Source organism: Ensifer sp. 22521 (genome assembly GCF_052044795.1).
Lineage (GTDB): Bacteria > Pseudomonadota > Alphaproteobacteria > Rhizobiales > Rhizobiaceae > Ensifer.
Map to the genome: position 1 here is coordinate 1 of NZ_JBQENM010000023.1, position 19,404 is coordinate 19,404.

The 19,404-nt window shown below is 55.1% G+C and carries 17 protein-coding genes; 3 read left to right on the top strand and 14 right to left on the bottom strand.

The window, feature by feature from the left end; all coding sequences use genetic code 11:
* Positions 1–78: 78 nt before the first annotated feature.
* Genes tnpA through tnpC form a run of 3 tightly spaced genes read left to right on the top strand, consistent with a single transcriptional unit; the run spans position 79 to position 2,534 of the window.
* Positions 79–489, top strand: coding sequence for an IS66-like element accessory protein TnpA (gene tnpA, locus ACTJKE_RS27380; protein ID WP_427142549.1), 411 nt, complete (start codon positions 79–81; stop codon positions 487–489).
* Positions 486–833: an IS66 family insertion sequence element accessory protein TnpB gene (gene tnpB, locus ACTJKE_RS27385; RefSeq protein ID WP_427142548.1), complete on the top strand. Its 348-nt coding sequence runs from the start codon at positions 486–488 to the stop codon at positions 831–833. Before tnpA ends, tnpB begins: the two co-directional genes overlap by 4 nt.
* Before the next feature lie 45 nt (positions 834–878).
* Positions 879–2,534: an IS66 family transposase gene (tnpC, locus tag ACTJKE_RS27390; protein WP_427142547.1), complete on the top strand. Its 1,656-nt coding sequence runs from the start codon at positions 879–881 to the stop codon at positions 2,532–2,534.
* Positions 2,535–2,940: 406 nt separating this feature from the next.
* On the opposite strand, the gene ACTJKE_RS27395 is transcribed toward tnpC, so the two are convergent.
* The 14 genes from ACTJKE_RS27395 to ACTJKE_RS27460 form a co-directional block, all read right to left on the bottom strand.
* Positions 2,941–5,124, bottom strand: coding sequence for a glycosyltransferase family 2 protein (locus tag ACTJKE_RS27395; RefSeq protein WP_440693024.1), 2,184 nt, complete (start codon positions 5,122–5,124; stop codon positions 2,941–2,943).
* A gap of 103 nt (positions 5,125–5,227) precedes the next feature.
* Positions 5,228–6,496 (bottom strand): capsule biosynthesis protein, encoded by a 1,269-nt coding sequence (locus ACTJKE_RS27400; protein ID WP_113398867.1) that lies wholly within the window; start codon positions 6,494–6,496, stop codon positions 5,228–5,230.
* Between the two features lie 40 nt (positions 6,497–6,536).
* Positions 6,537–7,190, bottom strand: coding sequence for an ABC transporter ATP-binding protein (locus ACTJKE_RS27405; protein WP_113398866.1), 654 nt, complete (start codon positions 7,188–7,190; stop codon positions 6,537–6,539).
* Positions 7,191–7,199: 9 nt separating this feature from the next.
* Complete coding sequence (locus ACTJKE_RS27410) at positions 7,200–8,411, bottom strand: capsule biosynthesis protein (protein WP_440693026.1); 1,212 nt, start codon at positions 8,409–8,411, stop codon at positions 7,200–7,202.
* A gap of 77 nt (positions 8,412–8,488) precedes the next feature.
* The gene (locus ACTJKE_RS27415; RefSeq protein ID WP_440693028.1) at positions 8,489–9,535 is read right to left on the bottom strand and encodes a hypothetical protein; all 1,047 of its coding nucleotides are present in this window, start codon (positions 9,533–9,535) and stop codon (positions 8,489–8,491) included.
* A gap of 39 nt (positions 9,536–9,574) precedes the next feature.
* Positions 9,575–10,411: a class I SAM-dependent methyltransferase gene (locus ACTJKE_RS27420; RefSeq protein ID WP_440693030.1), complete on the bottom strand. Its 837-nt coding sequence runs from the start codon at positions 10,409–10,411 to the stop codon at positions 9,575–9,577.
* Positions 10,412–10,562: 151 nt separating this feature from the next.
* Entirely contained in the window at positions 10,563–11,450 is an 888-nt protein-coding gene (gene rfbA / locus ACTJKE_RS27425; protein WP_113398864.1) for a glucose-1-phosphate thymidylyltransferase RfbA, read from the bottom strand.
* A gap of 13 nt (positions 11,451–11,463) precedes the next feature.
* Positions 11,464–12,354: a dTDP-4-dehydrorhamnose reductase gene (rfbD, locus tag ACTJKE_RS27430; protein WP_113398863.1), complete on the bottom strand. Its 891-nt coding sequence runs from the start codon at positions 12,352–12,354 to the stop codon at positions 11,464–11,466.
* Positions 12,355–12,356: 2 nt separating this feature from the next.
* Positions 12,357–13,412, bottom strand: coding sequence for a dTDP-glucose 4,6-dehydratase (rfbB, locus tag ACTJKE_RS27435; protein ID WP_440693033.1), 1,056 nt, complete (start codon positions 13,410–13,412; stop codon positions 12,357–12,359).
* A gap of 18 nt (positions 13,413–13,430) precedes the next feature.
* Positions 13,431–14,003 (bottom strand): dTDP-4-dehydrorhamnose 3,5-epimerase, encoded by a 573-nt coding sequence (gene rfbC / locus ACTJKE_RS27440; protein ID WP_113398872.1) that lies wholly within the window; start codon positions 14,001–14,003, stop codon positions 13,431–13,433.
* Between the two features lie 67 nt (positions 14,004–14,070).
* A complete protein-coding gene (locus ACTJKE_RS27445; protein WP_440693035.1) occupies positions 14,071–15,165 on the bottom strand; it encodes a hypothetical protein in 1,095 nt (364 codons plus the stop codon).
* Complete coding sequence (locus ACTJKE_RS27450; protein ID WP_440693037.1) at positions 15,162–17,138, bottom strand: glycosyltransferase family 2 protein; 1,977 nt, start codon at positions 17,136–17,138, stop codon at positions 15,162–15,164. The genes ACTJKE_RS27445 and ACTJKE_RS27450 overlap by 4 nt, the downstream gene beginning before the upstream one ends.
* Positions 17,139–17,709: 571 nt before the next feature.
* A complete protein-coding gene (locus tag ACTJKE_RS27455) occupies positions 17,710–18,522 on the bottom strand; it encodes a sterol desaturase family protein (protein WP_440693039.1) in 813 nt (270 codons plus the stop codon).
* Between the two features lie 79 nt (positions 18,523–18,601).
* On the bottom strand, positions 18,602–19,399 hold the full coding sequence (locus ACTJKE_RS27460; RefSeq protein ID WP_440693041.1) for a 3-methyl-2-oxobutanoate hydroxymethyltransferase: 798 nt from the start codon (positions 19,397–19,399) through the stop codon (positions 18,602–18,604).
* Between the last annotated feature and the right edge of the window lie 5 nt (positions 19,400–19,404).

A 19,404-nucleotide genomic window follows, 5' to 3' on the forward strand; every position in this document is an offset into this window, starting at 1 on the left:
GTAAGCCCACGGTGAGGGCCGCCTTGTGAGGTGACGCTCAACATCGGAAGTCCTAGTGCAAACACTAGGGATAGTCCTATGACGAAGCATCCGATTGAAGTGATCACGTCTGTTGAGCGTCGTCGGCGCTGGTCTCGCAAGGAGAAGGAGCAGTTGGTCGCCGCCTGCCTTGAGCCTGATGCGGTTATCTCCGAGATTGCCCGCGCGGCCGGCATCCATGTCAGCCAGCTCTTCCGCTGGCGCAAGGAGCTTTGCCAGGTCGATGGACCGTCGGCAGGAGCGGCAAGCATGTTGGTGCCGGTAATCGTGTCTGAGACCGCTTCGGCAGGCTCGCCCGCTATACCGGAGCCATCCGCACCATCCCATCCCCGACGCAAACGCTGTGATGTAACGATCGAACTTGGTCGTGGCCGACGCGTCCGCGTGGATAGCGACATCGATACCGAAGCGCTTGGCCGTATTCTCGACTGTGTGCTGGGACTGCGATGATCCTGGTCCCTACAGGTGTAAAGGTCTGGCTGGCGACAGGCTATACCGACATGCGCAAAGGCTTTCCGGGTCTGTCGTTGATGGTACAGGAGGCGCTGAAGCGTGATCCGATGTGTGGGCACCTGTTCGTATTCCGCGGCCGAGGCGGCGGTTTGATCAAGGTGATCTGGCATGACGGCCAGGGAGCTTGCCTGTTCACGAAGAAGCTTGAGCGGGGACGCTTCATCTGGCCATCGGCAGCCGATGGCACGGTGGTAATCACGCCTGCGCAGCTCGGTTATCTGCTGGAAGGCATCGACTGGCGAATGCCGCAAAAGACCTGGCGGCCGACGTCCGCCGGGTGAACGAAAGCACTGGAATGGCGGGGTCGAATATGATTCCATCCTGTCATGAGCAATGTGACCGAAGAGCTTCCGGACGACCTTGCCAGTGCGGTTGCACTGCTGGCCCAGGAACGCGCTCGACGTGTTGCAGCCGAAGCAGAAGCGGCGACCGCCAAGGCTGAAGCCGCTAGCGCAAAGGCACTCGTATCGCATTCCGAGGCGCTGATCGCGAGGCTGAAGCTGGAGATCGACAAGGTTCGTCGTGAACTTTACGGCAGCCGATCCGAGCGCAAGGCGCGGCTCCTGGAGCAGATGGAACTTCAGCTCGAAGAGCTCGAAGCGGACGCCGGTGAAGATGAACTGGTGGCAGAGATCGCAGCCAAAGCTTCAGCTGTCAAAGCCTTCGAGCGCAAGCGCCCATCACGCAAACCGTTTCCCGAACATCTGCCGCGCGAGCGCGTCGTCATCGCCGCTCCCACGAATTGCGCCTGCTGCGGATCGGCAAAACTGTCGAAGCTTGGTGAGGACATCACCGAGACCCTGGAGGTCGTTCCGCGTCAGTGGAAGGTCATCCAGACGGTGCGGGAGAAGTTCACCTGCCGCGAGTGCGAGAAGATTGCGCAGCCGCCAGCACCATTCCACGTAACGCCCCGCGGTTTTGCCGGGCCGAACCTGCTGGCGATGATCCTCTTCGAGAAGTTCGCCCAGCACCAGCCGCTCAACCGTCAGAGCGAACGTTATGCCCGCGAAGGTGTCGACCTCAGCTTGTCGACATTGGCTGATCAGGTTGGAGCATGTGCCGCAGCGTTGAAGCCCATTCACTCTCTGATCGAGGCGCATGTCCTTGCCGCCGAGCGTCTGCATGGTGACGACACGACCGTGCCGATCCTGGCAAAGGGAAAGACCGATACGGGCCGCATCTGGACTTATGTCCGGGACGATCGGCCATTCGGCGGGCTCTCACCGCCGGCCGCGCTGTATTATGCCTCACGGGACCGGCGGCAGGAGCATCCGGAGCGCCACCTCAAATCCTTCACCGGCATTCTGCAGGCGGACGCCTATGGCGGCTACAATCCGCTGTTCAAGGTAGACCGCGATCCCGGTTCTCTGACGAAGGCACTTTGCTGGGCTCACTCGCGGCGCAAATTCTTCGTGCTCGCGGACATTGCCGCAAGCGCCAAGCGTGGAAAGAACGCTGCGCCGGTCTCGCCCATGGCGCTGGAAGCCGTCAAACGGATCGATGCCCTGTTTGATATCGAGCGGGAGATCAACGGGCTTATGGCGGATCAACGTCTGGAGCGTCGCCACAAGGAAAGCCTGCCGCTCGTCGACGATCTGCAGACCTGGCTTCAAACCGAGCGGTTAAAGCTGTCACGCAGCTCTCCGGTCGCAGAGGCGATCGACTACATGCTCAAGCGCTGGGATGGCTTCATGTCCTTCCTGGAGGACGGCCGGATTTGCCTGACGAACAATGCGGCCGAGCGAGCGCTCAGAGGCTTTGCACTCGGCAGAAAGTCCTGGCTCTTCGCCGGATCGGATCGTGGCGCTGACCGTGCTGCGTTCATGGCGACACTGCTCATGACCGCCAAGCTCAACGACATTGATCCACAGGCATGGCTTGCCGACGTTCTCGCCCGCATCGCCGACACGCCGATCACCAAGCTGCAGCAATTGCTTCCGTGGAACTGGCAGCCAGACGCGCTGAACGCTCAGGCGGCGTAACCTGCGGTCTCCACCGGAGGCTTACAATTGATCTTCGAATTCGCCCGACTCGCGCTTAGACCGAACGCGCCCTCACGGCTCAGCAGTGTCTTCGCAATTCCCACGGAGGAAGAGGCAAGAATCTATCACCAGTCACAAGCGCCAACTTCAATAATATATGCAATCCGGCCGATTGATCCGGATGCGCCCAGACATCTCACTTCATGGAACTTATTCGGCACACGCCAAGACGCAAGCTTTGCCTCCGCCGAAGCTGCAATCAGATCCTATTGGTTAGATATCCCAGCTATGGACCGAGAGATACTTATCGGCGGGCCTGTTCGAGTCTTGCGGAAACTAGACCCATAACATCCAAGGCGCTCGCGCCCTTCGTCAAGCACGAATTGTTGCCGCTAATCAGATCAGGTCAGCGTGATGAAAATAGGCTCGCAGGCTCCAGTACTACCGGTTCTGAGTGGTCTATTGAGTACCCAGGATTGATCGCTGGATCCCGAAAAGAAAAAGTCGCGTGGATAGAGCGCAAGCGTTCCTTATCGCGCTCGAATCGTCTGCGGCGCGAACCAGTGGCGTCAGAACCGCGCGAAACTGATTCATGGTGATACAAGCAGGCGAACGGCGTCCACACAATTCGGTATCCCGCACTTCCAGCTCGTAGACAATAATCTACATCGTTGTAGGCCACTGGAAAGTTCGCCTCATCCCACGGACCCACATGTTTCAAACAATCTCCCGATATCAGCATCGCAGCACCTGTCACGCAGCTCATGGAATTGCGCACATGCAGGCGGTTCATAGGTCCGCCAAAATTGTTTGGTTTTCTAGAATACCAATGCCCGGCTAATCCGCCAAATCCGACAATGACCCCCGCGTGCTGGATTGTATCATCGGGATACAATAGTTTTGCACCGACAATGCCCGTCCGCTGGAATGCTAAGCATTGTACCATCTCCTTTAGCCAGTCTCGCTCAATGATCTCGATGTCGTTGTTCAGCAACAGAACATGTTCTCCCGATGCCATTCGAACGCCACGGTTCACGGAATATGAGAAATTAAACTCAGATCGGAAAATATCGTAAGTGAAGTTGTTGTATTGCAACTTGTAGCGCCGATAAAGTTCAAGCACTCGGTCGTCGTCAGAGCCGTTGTCCACAACAATTACCTCAAAATTCGGATAGTCTGTGTGAGAAAAGATCCCCTCCAAAACCCGTGCCACAAAATCTAATGAGTTCTTGCTCGGGATAATGATGGATATCTTTGGCCACAGCCATTCAGGTTGCTGAAACGAAACTCTATGGAGGGTGTTAGTCGCGGCTTCGAGGACTTCAATCTTTTTCCCAGATCGCGCAAAGCTATCTACAATCGCCTTTCGCGCGTTGTGCGTTGCCTTATCAATGTACTTTGCGGAATAACTCTGTCCCGTTTGGCGCCACCAATAAGCAGGATAGGGAATGTGGCGAATTTTGTCCTCGGGGATGTTTTCCAAATACCGAAGGAGAAGGTCGTAGTCTTGCGATCCATCGAAACCGAGCCTCAAGAATCCGATCTCAACGAGGCGGCTACGCCGATAAACGGAGAAATGATTGATGTAGTTCACCCCGGACAGGAGGACCGGATCATAACTCGGCTTGAGCATCAAACCCTTCGCGTGGAGCCTGTCATCTACGATTACTTCGTCTGTAAAGAAGAAATAAGCTTCTTTGAAGGTTTCGATTTCGGCCGCTAAAACCTTCAATGCATGAGGAGCAATTAGATCATCGTGATCGAGAAATGTAACCCAGCTCCCTTGAGCCACCTTCAAACCAGCGTTCGTCGCCGCTGCAATACCTTTGTTTTGTGGGTTGAATACCACTTGGACGACCCCGTCGCCTCTATGAGCCTCAAGCCAGGTAAGCGTGTCATTCGACGTTGAGGCATCATCGCTAAGGATAAGCTCAATTCCCTCCACTCCTTGGGATCGAAACGAAGCAAGCAATTCGTCCAAGTATTGGACTGGAGTGTTATAAACGGGCACGACCACGCTCAACCAACACGAGCCGTTTTCACAGAACGCAGGCGTCGCACTGCTCGCGGCGAGCGCATAGTTGGCTAGAATATAGGTTTTGACGCTGTCATTTTTTCGACGAAATGATGGGAGTTTGAATTTCGGTCGCGTGAAGCGGGGTATGCGCCCGACGTCAACGAGTTGTGCGTCAGGCCGCCCCTCGATTAATTCCCGCGCACGATGCATACCTGCCCGACCGTCTTCAAACGACTCGACCCGCCACTCGAAATCAATTGGCAAACTTGCTGGATCGACGCGCAGCGCCCGAAGTGACCCAAACTTTCCTACATTCATAATGAAGACAAAACCGTTTCGTTTTTGAAAGGAGACGGCGTCTTGTTCGGCAAATCCGCTCCCGCGGTTAATATAGATCTTTGGGTCGATGGCACCCGAAATCCCGAAAATACTGACTATGACAATTGGTTGCCGCAGAAACGAGTAAGAGATCTTAAACGCCGGGTCATCGCCCTGCGCACTCCAGATTTGGGCGCCAGTCGTACTTTCGCCGCTTTGTTTCAATTCATCGTTGGGTGTTACTAGCAGTGCCATTATTGTCACTCGCAAAGATCGTCCGACCGACCGCAGTAGAACAAGTCGGTTTCCAGAGGCTGGGGGCCCGGCAATTAAGTCTGCTTACCCACTCTGATTTTCACTATTGGTGAATGCGTCGCCTAACAATCGCCAGCGTACCTATCGCCATTGCCCACAGAACAAGCGAACTAACAAGTGTTACTAATATCCAAAATACCCGCTTTGGGAACTTCGCTTTATCCGGCTTGTCCGGGAGGAGGAATGCGTCGAGATATAACAATTGCTGCCGGCTTACAAACTTAATTTGTTCCATTGTCTTCACGCTGCTTGTAAACTGCTGCTCCGCCAGCCCCTGCTCCATCTGGCGCTGCGCGAAAGTTGTAGAGGTCTGTGCAAGATTCTCCCCTTCGCTGAGCCCACCCGCGAGCTGAGCACGCAGTTCCTTGACTTGCTGTTCTTTGCTTGCGATCTCTCTCCGAAGCACACGCAGTTGGGGCGCATCTTTGCCGACGGATTGAACCTGAACATCGTACTTCTGTTGAAGATCAAGCCTTTCGCGCTCAACATTTTCAATCAACGCCGCAATGACGGTCGCCGTGCCTTCCACGGACAGCATCCCGGATTGGTTCCGCGCGACTTGCAGATTTCCTCTAGCGAGCCGCAGTTGTTCCGCAGCGCGATCTAGGTTTTTCTGCGCAGTGTCTGTTACGTCCCGCCAGATTCGGTAATTCATGTCATTGACCGCAGTCTCCGCGGCGCGAACGACTTCCGTCAATACTCGCTGCGCTTCCTCCGAAGAGAACGCGCGAGCCTTCACGGTAATGATGCCACTCGAAGGGCTGATCGACGTTGAGACCATCTTTTGCCAAAAGGATAGTAGATCTTCCGATGGCGCGTCCTTCGCCAGACGCGAAATCAGATCGATATCAGAACGTCCATACACAGCGCGAAGATCGATTCGTTTCCGGAGGGAATCGAGCATCGCTCTGCTGGTTATGAATTCGGCGACGATCTGCGTATCCTGAACTATCTTTGCAGCTGGTATGCCTGTCGCCTTCCCAAGCTGATCCTTGCCCAGCGCCGGAGTAGACGTACGCACCGTGAATCGGGTTTCCGATTGATACTGATCAGACGCAATAAAGCCATAGTAAACCAGCGAAAATATATTAGGAAAAATCAGAAGGAAAACAGTACAAATAGCGAACGCAATTCGATTTAATCGCTCAGAAAGTTTCGGGCGTAACCCTGCAACGTTGAAGTGTTCACTACGGCTTGATGTTGAGAAGCGAAGTTTTCGAGCAGTTGCTGCCAAGCGGACAGAAACACCGCGGCTCACTTCAAGCGCAGTCTGCTCAGCGCTGTTTACTCGAAATTGAGATTGATGAGGCATCGTGTTTTCAGTTCCAGAGCGAATGGGCGGATGGATCACCTCACCGATTCAGGCGATAGTACGCCTCTATGGCATGCTCTACCTGATCGAACACGATTAATCGTCCGTCGACGAGCACCATACCCTTATCACAGTAGTTTTTTATTGTGTCCATACCGTGCGAGATCATTATCAGATCCGCATTCTTGCGACGTCTTTCAAAGGCTTCGCGACACCGCTCTTGAAATCGCGCATCGCCAACCGCTGTGATCTCGTCAATCAAGTAGCAATCGAATTCAATTGCCATTGATAGACCAAATGCAAGCCGCGCCAACATTCCAGATGAGTATGTCCTCACGGGGGCGTGAATATAGTCCCCCAGCTCAGCAAACTCCTCCACAAAGCGCGAGACGCGCCGAACATCTTCGCCATATGCACGAGCGACAAAGCGAAGGTTGTCTAGTCCTGTCATAGCCGCGTGAAATCCCCCAGCGAACCCCAATGGCCAGGACACTCTACAATCCTTGTAAATTTTTCCGGCATTCGGCAGAATCGTACCAGAAATCATTCGCAACGTCGTTGATTTGCCGGCGCCGTTCACGCCAAGTAGACCATAAGAATACCCAGGCAAAAAATCCACATTTGCTCTATCCAATATTACTTTTTTATTATGCTGTGTTTTGAAATGTTTTGAAACGTTCGTAAATCGGATCATCGAATTCCTCTAGAGCCTGTGATCTTGTATGGATGCCCAAGTGAGCGCCAACGTTGACCACAGCACAGACAACCCAAGAAAGATTACTAGAGGCGAGAAGATCCGAAGCGGGTAGAGGGACTTCTCTGGGAGAGTTGGCTGCACAAAAACAACGACATAGAGAGCCTTTCGAAGTGACTCCGCGAGCGCAGCCTCATAAGCCTGCCGCGACGATTCATAGATTTTTTCCGCTACCACACGATTTGTCTCTAGTTCAGAATAGCGAAGAAGGGCCTTTGCGAGGCTTTCGTCCGATGTTCCGGTCAATTGAGCCTTGAGACGCTCAATCTGTCCATCTACACTCTCGCGCGCCAGTGTAAGTTGCTGATAAGCAGGTGACTGATCAGCTGACGATTGCTTGGCAACAAATTGGCGAGTTTCGATCTCGAGCTTTTCGCCTAAGAGTTTTGCAACAAGCTTCCCGGTTTCTTGAGCCTGCATCTGGGGACTTAAAATACCAGAGCCATCCTGGAATCGATTAAGTTCTCCAAGGGCGTTACCATATACGTCCCCCGCTTTTTCGACTTCTGCGCGTACGCTAGCAAGCACATCGTTGCGTGCCCTAACAGACATTTCATTAATAAGTAGCTCACTCTCTTCCACAATAGCAGAAGCGAGGATTACCGAATCCTCGGGGCTGAACGTTCGCACCTTAAGCGTGACAATGCCTGACGGACCGTCAATATAGGCTGTGACTTGCTGTTTCCAATAGTCTAAGAAATCTTCGTTTGCCCCTTCGGTGCTAAAAGACGAGAAGAAATCGATATTCTTCCGGGCGAACATTCCGCGGTAGTCAATCTTTCCCTCAATCCGCTTTAGAAGCTCTGCTGAATGAATGAAGCTCGTCACGACATACGCATCTTGACTAGCAGATCTCATTGTCAGCACACTGCCACTTTGCGGACTTTCGCTAGAAGCGTCGTCAGCCAGCGATCTCACCGCAAACCTCGCCTCCGCTGTAAATTGATCAGAGGCGATGAAAATAAAATAGAGTGAGCTTAGCAAAAAAGGCAAAACAACCATCGCAAGAAAGGTCGACAACCAAACAGGAAATTTCCCGCTGGTCCGAGGACGACCTTCCCCAGGGTCAACATCAATTGCCTCTAAGTCGACAGTTCCATTCCCGATCGATCGCAGCTCTCGCCGACGTAGGATTGTCGGCAGCACCTGGCGCACACTCATGGAGTGCTCGCGCCGAGTCTGAGGCCCGACTATTTTCCCTTCAACTTGCTTCTGTTTTATCCGCCACGCACTCATCGCTAGCTTTCGAAGCTTCCCACTCGCAACGCCTGTCGCACATAGTGGTCAAAAATAAGGTCATGCTCCACAAGTGTTTCGGCCGCAGGTATCTCACGCAACCGAACTGCCGCTTCTTCAAGTACTCTGTGTCGCGTTGGCAGCGGAATATCCTCAGCCGGGCGGCCTAAAAGTTCAGCTACACCAAACTGAAACAGCGAGGGTTCGCTGTCGTGACCAACTACCGTGAAACGAGAAAGCAGCTCAATAGCGGCGGCCACATCGGCCTTAGTGACAAACTGCTCCGGTGTCGTGCAAACGAGCTGCCGTGTCATCGGTGAGGTCAAGACACTCCGTACTTTTGGCGGCGCTTTTTTAAGCGCCGACTTAAGAGATGCTTCACTGTGCAGATCCACGTCGGCGAAGTGTTCCGCCGCCGGGGTCAAAATCAGACGGTCACGATCCCCTAGAAAGGACAAAGGCACGCGCGCCATCTTTTTCAAAACAAAAATGCGTGCAGCCATCTCGTAGTACGGTTCGGTAAGCAGTGCGACCGCTTGAAAGCCACGATCTAAGAAAGCCTCGTAGTTCTTCAAGAGCAAGCGTCCACTGATGTATACCGAATCCAGCGTATCAAGGTGGAACGCCTGCAATGTTGTTTCGTGGCCAAACCGTTCCGCTGAATGAAGTTCATACTGGAATCCTTCACTGCAAAACCGATCCAACCGTGTGGCGGGAACTATTTGTGTCTCAAGACGGACAATCTTCAGGCTTTTCCTATTGCTTGCCGGTATTCGTCGGTAAATAAGCAATCCACTTTTAGCGTCATGAACCCCCAGTATTTCTCGCTGAGCAAGGTCGGCAACGACAGAGTTATCAATTCTGAACCCTACCAAACCGGTTCCATGGCGCCCGGACTCCACCACTGCCTCACGATACTGATCGCATGTTAACCGCGCGAGTATCCCCTCAATACCAGAGACGATAATCGATGGGTGATCTGAAAAACCGTCGGGTATGAGGTACCCTTCGATGAGATCGCCGAGATCACGTTCGACATTAAACAGCACTTTTTCAGCCTCAAGTCGAGGTAACAGCTTCTCGCGACACTAACGGCGTCTGGCCAATAATGAAAAGCAGGGCCCACCGGAATGATCAGGCTCATCCACCTGAATGAGTATCTCGTCATATCCGAATTTGCTCAGTAGCAATAGGATATCATCGCGGTGCAGCCAGAAATGGCGATCCTTCATTCCCCCGCAGAACGAAGGGTGTGAATTCGCGTGGTTATAACTCCGCTCGTAGTAACGAACAGTGGTATCTCCGACACTCTTGATCTCAACTTTTCCGCTGAAGGGCAAACGTCGCACGTCATCAGCCGGCATGGCCGTCTCGTCGAAGTAGTGGGTCCAAAGATATAACGCACCCGCCTTCGCTGAAACTTGCTGAAGGAAGCCGGCCGGATCAGCCATATGATACAGAACTCCGGAAGCAATGGCTAGGTCGTAGACATCGACTTCTCCCGCACTCAGCCAAGCTTGAATATCCCCCAGCAGGAACCGCGCGCGGTCAATATCAAGGATCTGGCGTGAAACAAGACAGCGCAGATAGCAAAGTCGATTTGCCTCAACAGCGTCAATGCGCAAAGGCCGCTGCGCGTTAAGCATAAATGTGTGCATGCCCTCCAACGGGCCGACCTCCAAGATCGTTTTGCCCTCTATGGCCCCAAATTGCTCAAGCGCCCACGCGATCCTACTATCAGCAAAGAGGGGGTGGTTCCCGGCCTGGAGTTGAAGATGGCCAGGAAACGCCGAACTCCAACCGGGCAGCGCGTCTATAGCATTCTGATGGTCTGGCCGCCGCAGCTCATATTGATCAAAAATTGATTCACGTGATTCTCTGACGGGTTTGTTGGCTTGTTTAAACTTTCCCAACCAATTCAACATGCAATATGCCTTTGACAACTTGCGCCACTAAGGGCGACGAGATCGAGTTTCACTGCTTGCGCCCTGCCGCCGTACCGCAGGGGATACGTGCGAAAGCGAACAAGTGCAACATTGAGAGCGCTACTTCAAATGAGCCGCTCGTGATGAGTTGCTATACACCGCCGCTGCTTGCTTCGAAATCTGCGATCTTCAATAGGTATCGCCCGTATGCCGTCTTCGCGTAAAGACCGCCAAGCTCTTTTAAACGATCGCGCGTAATCAGGCCGTTCTGATAGGCAATTTCTTCAATACAGGCTATGTTCGTTCCCTGACGATGCTGTATTGTACGAACGAACTCACCGGCCTCAAGCAGGCTGTCGTGTGTACCAGTGTCGAGCCACGCATATCCGCGCGACATTTTCTCTACATGAAGCATCCCACGGTCCATATAGAGGCGGTTGAGATCCGTGATCTCATACTCACCCCTAGCAGATGGATTGAGACGTTTTGCGTACTCCACGACGTCATTGTCATAGAAATAAAGACCTGTCACCGCGAAGCGGGAGCGCGGCGCGGTCGGCTTTTCTTCAAGACTAACGGCGCGTCCGCGCTCATCTAATTCCACTACGCCGTATCTTTCCGGATCGTCCACCTCATAGGCGAAGACCGTCGCCCCCACAGTTCGCGCGGCCGCCGTTGCAAGCAAGTCAGAAAGCCCTGCGCCGAAGAAGATGTTGTCTCCAAGAACCAGCGCAACTCTATCCTTGCCAATAAACGCATCACCGATCGTGAAGGCCTGCGCCAAGCCGTCTGGCCGCGTCTGGATCCCGTAGGAAATCCTCAACCCCAAAGCTGAACCGTCACCGAAGAGCCTGCGATAGCCGTCAATGAAATCGGGCGAGGAGATAATGAGAACATCATAAATCTTCGCCATCATCAGCACGGACAACGGATAGTAGATCATCGGCTTATCATAAACTGGCAAAAGCTGTTTATTGACAGCCAAGGTCGCCGGATGCAGTCGAGTGCCGGATCCTCCGGCCAGAATAATGCCTTTCATAGCGTGGATTTCCTTACGAATGTTGGCCGGACGAGAGGATTTGCTGAACGCCCTCTAAGGCTGCTCGCCAGTCGCGTGGCTTTACCGAGTAGTCCCGAGCCAGTTTGGCTGTCGAGAGCCTGGAGTTCTTCGGGCGCCTCGCTGGCGTCGGATAATCCTCCGTGGCGATTGCTTCGACTCTTGGAACCTTCACGCCATTGAGTTGCTGCCTGGAGAAGATTTCGCGTGCGAACTCGTACCAGGAGGCCTCACCTTCGTTTACGAAATGGTACGTTCCCAAAGGTGCCTGCGGGCCCTCGATTAGCCGGAGTGCAATCAAGCGGACAGTAGAAGCGATATCCGATGCCGCAGTAGGACAACCGAACTGGTCGTCAACAACCCTGACAAGCTCCCTCTCGCTGCCCAGGCGCAACATTGTCTTTGCGAAGTTTGTGCCAAAGGGACTGAAGACCCACGCAGTCCTCAGAATGATATGCCTGGGGTTACCGGTACGCACGGCCTGCTCTCCTGCTTCCTTAGAAGCGCCGTAAACCCCAACGGGCGCAACCGGATCATCCTCAGTGTAGGGCTTGCCTTTCGAGCCGTCGAATACATAGTCCGTAGAAAGGTGAATGATCGGGATTCCTGCGGACCGCGTGGCCGACGCGAGTGCTGCAGGTGCCAACGCGTTGGTCTTCCATGCAGTTACAACATCACTTTCTGCCCTATCGACCGCGGTATAGGCTCCCGCATTGACAACCGCGATAAACCCGCCATCGGCGACGTAACGCAACAAAGCGCTGCAATCCAAGAGGTTTAATTCGTGACGGCTGGGCGCAATCAGCTCTATATCGCTGGGCCACTGGCAGCGGAGGAGCTCCGTCCCCACCTGCCCCGTGCCGCCTGTAAGCAAAATCCGCCGCATCTTCACGCACCCAAGCCTCGTCGTCGGGCAGCTTGATCACGGTCAAGAATTTCGGCCCACCAGTCCCGGTTGCTCAAGTACCAGGCGACGGTCTTCTCGATCCCGCTCTCGAAGCTTTCAACCGGTCGCCAGCCGAGCTCTCTGCCAATTTTCGCTGCATCGATCGCATATCTTTGGTCGTGTCCAGGGCGATCGGTGACATAGGTAATCTGGTCGGCATAGGATTGCCCATCGTCGCGCGGGAGCAAGCGATCCAGAATTTCGCAGACAGTTTTCACGACATCGATGTTCCGACGTTCCGAGTTGCCGCCAACGTTGTAATTCTGGCCAGGGACGCCATTTTCAAACACGCATTGCAGCGCGCGAACATGATCTTCCACATACAGCCAGTCACGGACGTTCGTGCCATTACCATAGACGGGGAGTGGCTCGCCAGCGAGCGCCTTCACAATAATCAAAGGGATGAGTTTCTCAGGAAAATGATAGGGGCCATAGTTGTTCGAGCAATTAGTAATCAGGACGGGCAGACCAAATGTGTGTCCCCAGGCGGAGACGAGATGATCCGAGCCGGCCTTGGACGCCGAATAGGGTGAACGGGGATCGTAAGGAGTTCTTTCGGTGAAGTAGCCCGTTTCACCGAGCGAACCAAATACTTCGTCGGTCGAGATATGATGGAACCGGAAGCTCTGCGCGCGGTCTACCGGAAGCTTGCGCCAGTAGTCCAGCGCCGCCGATAGCATGGTATAGGTACCGACCACATTCGTCTGTATGAAGGCGTTCGGACCGTCAATCGACCGGTCGACATGCGATTCTGCGGCTAGGTGGGTAATCACATCTGGCTGAAAATCGCCGATAGTTGCAACGACAGCGCCTTCGTCACAGATATCTCCCCGCCTAAAGTGATACCGTGGGGACGACGCAACGGAGGCCAAAGATGTGAGCGTACCAGCATAGGTCAGTTTGTCGAAGTTCAAGACTTCGTGCTCGGTATTCTCAATGAGGTGCCGAACCAGAGCAGATCCGATGAAGCCTGCACCGCCGGTAACGAGAATTCGCATGGCTAGTCCTTCTGAAATCTACCGTTCAACCAATTCGAGCGGCACCCCGTCGTAGACGAAGGGGCTGTCAAAATCACGCAACCGCCGCTGGTGCCCATCCTTGGGGCTCAAAATGGGCTCGATCCCGACAGGCAGAGGCCATTCGATCCCGATCTGTGGATCATTCCAGAGGATGCCGCTATCGTTCTCTGGAGAGTAAAGATTGGACACCTTGTAGGTCACTTCTGTCGAGGGTTCGAGTGTCACGAAACCGTGCGCAAAACCAACTGGGACGTAGAGTTGGTTCCCGTTCTCCGCTGAAAGCTCGGCACCGACCCACCACCCGAACGTCGGCGACGCTCGACGTATGTCGACAGCGACATCGAAAATCCGACCGCGGATACACCGTACGAGTTTGGCTTGTTCGAAAGGTGGGGTTTGGAAATGCAGCCCTCTCAAAGTCCCTACAGGAACCGAGAGCGAATGGTTGTCCTGAACGAAGCGATCCTCGATACCATAACCCGTAAAAACCTTCTCGTTGTAGACTTCAGAGAACCATCCCCGTTCGTCACTGAAGCGTTTGGCACGAAGCAACACTATCTTAGAAGTCATCCGGAAAGTACCCGCAGTTCTAGCGTTCAAAGACGCAATCAACTCGAATGATTGATCAAGTTTTTCATCAAGCCTTAAGGGCCTCAAATCCCGTATCTGCTGCCAAGGTCATTTGCAAGACGGCCATACGAGTCGCACTCGCAGCATTGTCGCGCTCTTCAAGATCATCGACGAGCAGAAAGATGGTTTCGCGCCACCTAGTTGGGTCATAGGGGTGCCGCATTTCGACGCCACTCGAAGCGTGGCCATACGCCGCGCCCGTAGAGAAAACCCCCGCCGCCTGGTATCGCGCCACGTCAATGCGCTTCGTCGGTGCGCGACTATCATTTACATGCGACGGCGCCAACGGAACGAGCATGATGTCAATTCGCCGGGCGTCAGCGTCGGCGAGATACTCCATCCACGGCATCGGCTCACGAATTTGCACACGATCGAGGCCTTGCCAGATCGCTCTGGCACGCCGATCTGCAAATACCTCAAACCGAACTAGCGGACGCTCACGCAGAACTTCCGCAATAATCGGCCGAAGGAACCGATGCTCCTCCAGATGAACGCCTGTCGCGTGATATCCGATCAAGACCTCCCGATTAGTCGGGTCTCGCGCATCGAGATCGTCTCGAGCGCGCGACCAAAGAGCCATTGGCGGTGCCGGTGGCAATACCAGCGCGTTCGCCTCCGACAATCTAGATGCGAGGTGCGGCGTAGAGGCCCAGACGATATCCAGATGCCGGTTTAGACGCCGGAGTGGAGAAAGAGCGCGGTACCAGAGAAATAGCCGATAGCGAAAATCTGCGTCCCTCCCCGTCACAACGGCTGGGATGTCGTCATCGAGAAACAAACCCACGCCGGAGAGACGCTCCGAATTCCTCTCGACCCAGCGTAGCACGGGCCCAGATGCGTAGCGGCATATGATGACGAAGGCTCCGTCTGCATTCAGAGTCGGCGTTTCACGACCCCGGATATCCGCCACCTCATACGGCGGCATGTCAGGTGCCTGAAGGCGGGCTGCGAGGTAGTAATCGAAAGTCGGGTTCGGTATCCGGCCGAAAACAATGATCCGAGTCACCGGCCGCCGCGGACGACCGGAGGCTCCCTCGCGCAGCCGCGGTCGAGGCAGCCGTCGCTCAATCCAGCGGGCCAGTCGTTCGCGCGCGTTGCTCAATCGTTAGACCTCGGCCAGAGATTTCTCGGATGGGCTTCGAGAACGAATTCTTCGGCGATAAGTGAAAGGTTCGGATTGTAGTAAGGATCGGCTTTCAACTTATCGCTCCAGCGCTCATGCATGGCTCGTTCTTCCCGCGCAAAGCGCTGAAGCTTTTGCGGCGTATCGTCGGCGCCACGCGAGACGCTCTCTCTATGCAACATCGCCGCCTCCGGCGTCCAGACAATACGGAAGCCGGCTTCACGTAGCTTCAGGCAGTAGTCCACATCATTGAACGCGACCGTCAGTTTTTGCTCCTCCATGCCGCCCAGGCGGCGCCACAGGTCCTTGCGTGTCAGCAAACAAGCGGCGGTTACGGCCGACAAATCGCGTCGCTGGTTTAAAAGCCCCCTGTCGCCGTCGTCCTTCGGATCAAGAAAGTGAAAGCTGTGCCGCGCGACTGTCCCCGCACCGAGCGTCACTCCACCATGCTGAACGAAGCCATCGGGAAATAGGAGCAAATTGCCGGCGGCGCCGACGGTGGAATCATCGAGCTCACCTGCCAGACACTCGAGCCAATGGCAATCAATCGGTTCCACGTCATTGTTCAGCAAGAGTATGAGGTCGTGCTGGGCTGCATCGACACCAATGTTGCAGGCGCGGGCGAAATTGAAACCTCCCGGAAGCGGTATTCGGCGGATACTCTCAGACTGCTCATACAGCGAGAACAAAGCGAGCGTCGCTGGTTCGGAGCTTTCATTGTCAATGACGATGACGTCAAGATCTGCTGGGGCGGTGTTTTCAAACAAGCCTTTCAGGCAGGCCCCAAGCAGGTCGGCTCTGTCGCGCGTCGGAATGATGACGCTGACCGCCGGGCGTAAGTGTTTGGGTTGAGCAACTTTGGCATGGGTCGAGGGTAAATGGCATGATGGCCCGCGGTGTAATAGAACCCGTGGCAAGTGCAGCAGCTCACCTGTCCGCGCCTGCGCGACTGCCAGCGCAATCTCCGCAGTCGAGGCACTTTCCACAGCAACGCTTGCGGGAATGCGGGACAGGCGAAATAACGCTCCTTCTAATGGTAGCCAGCCCGAGCGAACGAGTGGCGCGTTCCAAGCGGGCTTAAAGAAAGGGGCAAAGCGCTTGCCTCGCACATTTATACGGTCTTCGTCAGAATAACAGAGAGCAACATCTTCAGAAAATGCGAATGGCTCCACGAGTCTTTCCAGTGCGCGCTCGGCTAGTCGCATACCCGCCGGAAGCCGCATCCAAAGTGCGTCACTATCCGCCTTGTTGCATTCGAGTAGTTTCACAACGTCTGCCTCAGTTGCCTCCTGAAAACATCGCCAAGACTGAGCATTCAACGAATCTCTGGTTTCTGCGGCGGCGATTGGGTTACCGCCTTCAATCGATACGAGCACACGCAGTCTCTTGGAGGCCTGCACATCGGTCCTAGCCTCCCCCACCTCAGCACGCGCTTGCGCTTCTACCCAGTCGGTGTAGTACGGCGCGGAAAGTGCATCACATTGCCTAACGAACCGAAACGCTGCGCCCTTCTTATTACCTGCGAGAAAAAGGCGAATTATTTGAAGGAAGGCCAGGGTCCGTCGACAGGCGATCAAAACGGCGACCTCGATAAGGGACAGGCGCCGCAGCCTGACTTGTGGCTGGATCCTAGCTGCATCATTCGCGGTATCAGGATCGGCGGCCAAGGCAATGGCGTCCAATTGCACCGGGGTCCAGCCGTAGAATCGTCCACGCCCCTTCCGACTAATGAGGAAGGAGCGAAGGACCGTGGAAGGTGTCCGGTCACGTCGCTTAAAAAGAACTTGTGGGCGCCATCCAAGTCGGTGATCGGGATCGTAGACCGAAACCATGATTGGTCGATCAGCGTAACGGTCCGCGGCACCCGCAAGTGCAACACTAAACTCGACTCGATCAACCTCTCTCATCATCTTCCAATCAAAAACGGTATCGAGTTTTTCGGACAAAGCCATTACAAGAAAGTCCACGAGAAGTAACTAGATGCGCGAGCAAGGAATCTCCTATGCTTTTCGACACGTTGTAGGCGAGACACATCTCCCGCCGGACAGTCCGGTCTCTTGGATCGCGGATCAGACAAGGCGATTGCAGTGGGTCGCGTAGCAATCGCCACGGAGTGGTGGTTGGTGAGAAGAATGAGGATATGCTGTGTTTCACGGGGAAAACCATGCGACAGACGGGAATAGCACGATGCGATTGGTGAAGTTTACCTTGGTTGGAGATAATAACGCTCCCGTGTACGTGAATCCCGATCACGTCGTGTCAGTAACTCCCTTTGCCAAGTACACTTCGATCTTGACCACATGTCCAAGCTCGGATTCGAAAGAAGCTCGAATCAATGTGCGAGAGGCTCTCGATTCGGTGGTGTCAGGGCTCATTGGATAACGCCCTTCGCGGGCTATCACGAACCTGCCGGAATCCCAACTACAACCGTTGGGCCCACGGTCCAAGCAGAGGCATACCAGCGGAACTCTGAGGGAATGGCTGATCCGTTATCCACAGCATGCTTCGGACATTCGCCTGGAATTAGTCGACAGCAGGCCCTTCCACGACGTTCTTTTCCACGAAAGATTGTCGCAGTTTGAGCGCCGGCGCTTGGCCTTCGAATTCTTCCACACGCCGATCATAATTCGGGGCGACCGTTCCCATCACGCGATCCCAGAACGAAAAATAGTTCGCGTAATTGTATTTGAACTCGGCGTGGTGCTGGTCGTGATAGGTCGTGCAAAGCATCGGTGAGGGATACCGCGCCGTTCGCGAAGCGAAATATTCGAAGCCTGCATGGCCGAAGGTGCCGTTGATCTGGTCGAACAGCCGGTGCGCCAAGAGAATGATCGGCGGGAACGGGACGAGGAAGACGACCACCGCGTAATAGCCCTGAGACAGCGCCGTATCCACGAGGCCGATCGAATCGTTGCTCCAGGCCGTGGGCGCGACGCTGCGGTGGTGGAGCACGTGGTATTTGTAGAAAAGCTTCGTGTGCAGCAGGCGATGGGCGAAATAGAACCAGGCGTCGAAGAGCATCATGCAAAGTACAAAGAGCGGAACGGCCGTCCACCAGCTGAAGGACCAGGGCGAGAACAAGGTCCAGCCCTGATACTGGGCAAAGAGACCGATCGCCACGGACGTGCAGGTGACAAGGATCGAGGCCATGCTCTGGCGGATCTCGATGGCCTTGCGCTTCTCGCCGCGCCGCCCCTTCTGGATGCGGCGTTCGGGGTTGCGATCATTGAGCCAAGTGATGCCGTAGCCCAAGATGAAATACAACAGCACGGTCGCCGCATAGATCGCGGCAAGCAAGGCAACAAAGGTGAGACTGTCCTGGATAAGGGCGCTCAAATCGGGATCCATCGCGGAGATAAGTTGAATTGGTGCGGGGACTATACCAACCGCCCTCTCCGGCGCAAGTCGTTCGGTCCTAGCCGCGCTCGAGCTCTGTCAGAAACGCGCGCAGTTCCGCCTCCTCGATGCCGATGAGATGCCGCTGATGCGGATAAACCCCGGACCGGACGTCTTCGGCAAACTCCGAAAAGGCGGCAATCCGCTCGCGCTGCAGGCGGTCATACTCGGCAGCGAAGTTTCGATAAGTCTTGGCATGGCGCGGCACGTGGCCACGATTGCTGCCGAGCACGTCGGCGGCGAACAGATACTGGGCGTCGCAACCCGCCCCCGCCCCCATCGACAACATCAGCATCGAGGTTCGCGCGCTGATCGCCGATGCGACGTCGCCAGGGACGACCTCGATTTCGGCAGCAAAGGCGCCAGCTTCCTCAAGCGCCTTCACCTGCCGCCAGATCTCGAGCGCGCTAGCCGCGGTCTTGCCGACGGCTCGGAAACCACCGGTCCAGGTGGCCTTGGATGGGATGAGCCCGACATGGCCGCAAACCGGAATGCCCTCTTCCCGCATGCGTCGAACGGTCGAAAGACCGGCGGCGCAATAGACCGCATCGCCGCCGGCCTTCAGCGCCTTGAATGCCGCACGGATGTATTCCTCCGCCGAAACGTAGTCGCCATACTCAAGTCCGGGAAAAGCAAAACAGGTCGGCGCCACTTCCCGAAACTGCGGCCCCAGAAGTGCCGGCGGTACGGAGACGAGGTCAATGCCGGCGGCTTCCGCCGCTTCGGCTTCGTCAAGCGTTTCCACACGCAACATGGTGAGCTGGCGCTTGCCCTTCATCGAAAGGAGGTCGGCAACGGTCGGGCGGCGGCTTTTCATGAGAA

Bases quoted from the DNA above. Each gene is read 5' to 3' on its own strand.
- tnpA (WP_427142549.1), top strand. From the start codon at position 79: ATGACGAAGCATCCGATTGAAGTGATCACGTCTGTTGAGCGTCGTCGG.
- tnpC (WP_427142547.1), top strand. From the start codon at position 879: ATGAGCAATGTGACCGAAGAGCTTCCGGACGACCTTGCCAGTGCGGTT.
- ACTJKE_RS27395 (WP_440693024.1), bottom strand. From the start codon at position 5,124: ATGGCACTGCTAGTAACACCCAACGATGAATTGAAACAAAGCGGCGAA.
- ACTJKE_RS27460 (WP_440693041.1), bottom strand. From the start codon at position 19,399: ATGAAAAGCCGCCGCCCGACCGTTGCCGACCTCCTTTCGATGAAGGGC.
- rfbD (WP_113398863.1), bottom strand. From the start codon at position 12,354: ATGCGGCGGATTTTGCTTACAGGCGGCACGGGGCAGGTGGGGACGGAG.
- ACTJKE_RS27420 (WP_440693030.1), bottom strand. From the start codon at position 10,411: ATGTTGAATTGGTTGGGAAAGTTTAAACAAGCCAACAAACCCGTCAGA.
- ACTJKE_RS27405 (WP_113398866.1), bottom strand. From the start codon at position 7,190: ATGATCCGATTTACGAACGTTTCAAAACATTTCAAAACACAGCATAAT.
- rfbA (WP_113398864.1), bottom strand. From the start codon at position 11,450: ATGAAAGGCATTATTCTGGCCGGAGGATCCGGCACTCGACTGCATCCG.
- ACTJKE_RS27400 (WP_113398867.1), bottom strand. From the start codon at position 6,496: ATGCCTCATCAATCTCAATTTCGAGTAAACAGCGCTGAGCAGACTGCG.
- ACTJKE_RS27410 (WP_440693026.1), bottom strand. From the start codon at position 8,411: ATGAGTGTGCGCCAGGTGCTGCCGACAATCCTACGTCGGCGAGAGCTG.
- ACTJKE_RS27450 (WP_440693037.1), bottom strand. From the start codon at position 17,138: ATGGCTTTGTCCGAAAAACTCGATACCGTTTTTGATTGGAAGATGATG.
- rfbC (WP_113398872.1), bottom strand. From the start codon at position 14,003: ATGACTTCTAAGATAGTGTTGCTTCGTGCCAAACGCTTCAGTGACGAA.
- rfbB (WP_440693033.1), bottom strand. From the start codon at position 13,412: ATGCGAATTCTCGTTACCGGCGGTGCAGGCTTCATCGGATCTGCTCTG.
- tnpB (WP_427142548.1), top strand. From the start codon at position 486: ATGATCCTGGTCCCTACAGGTGTAAAGGTCTGGCTGGCGACAGGCTAT.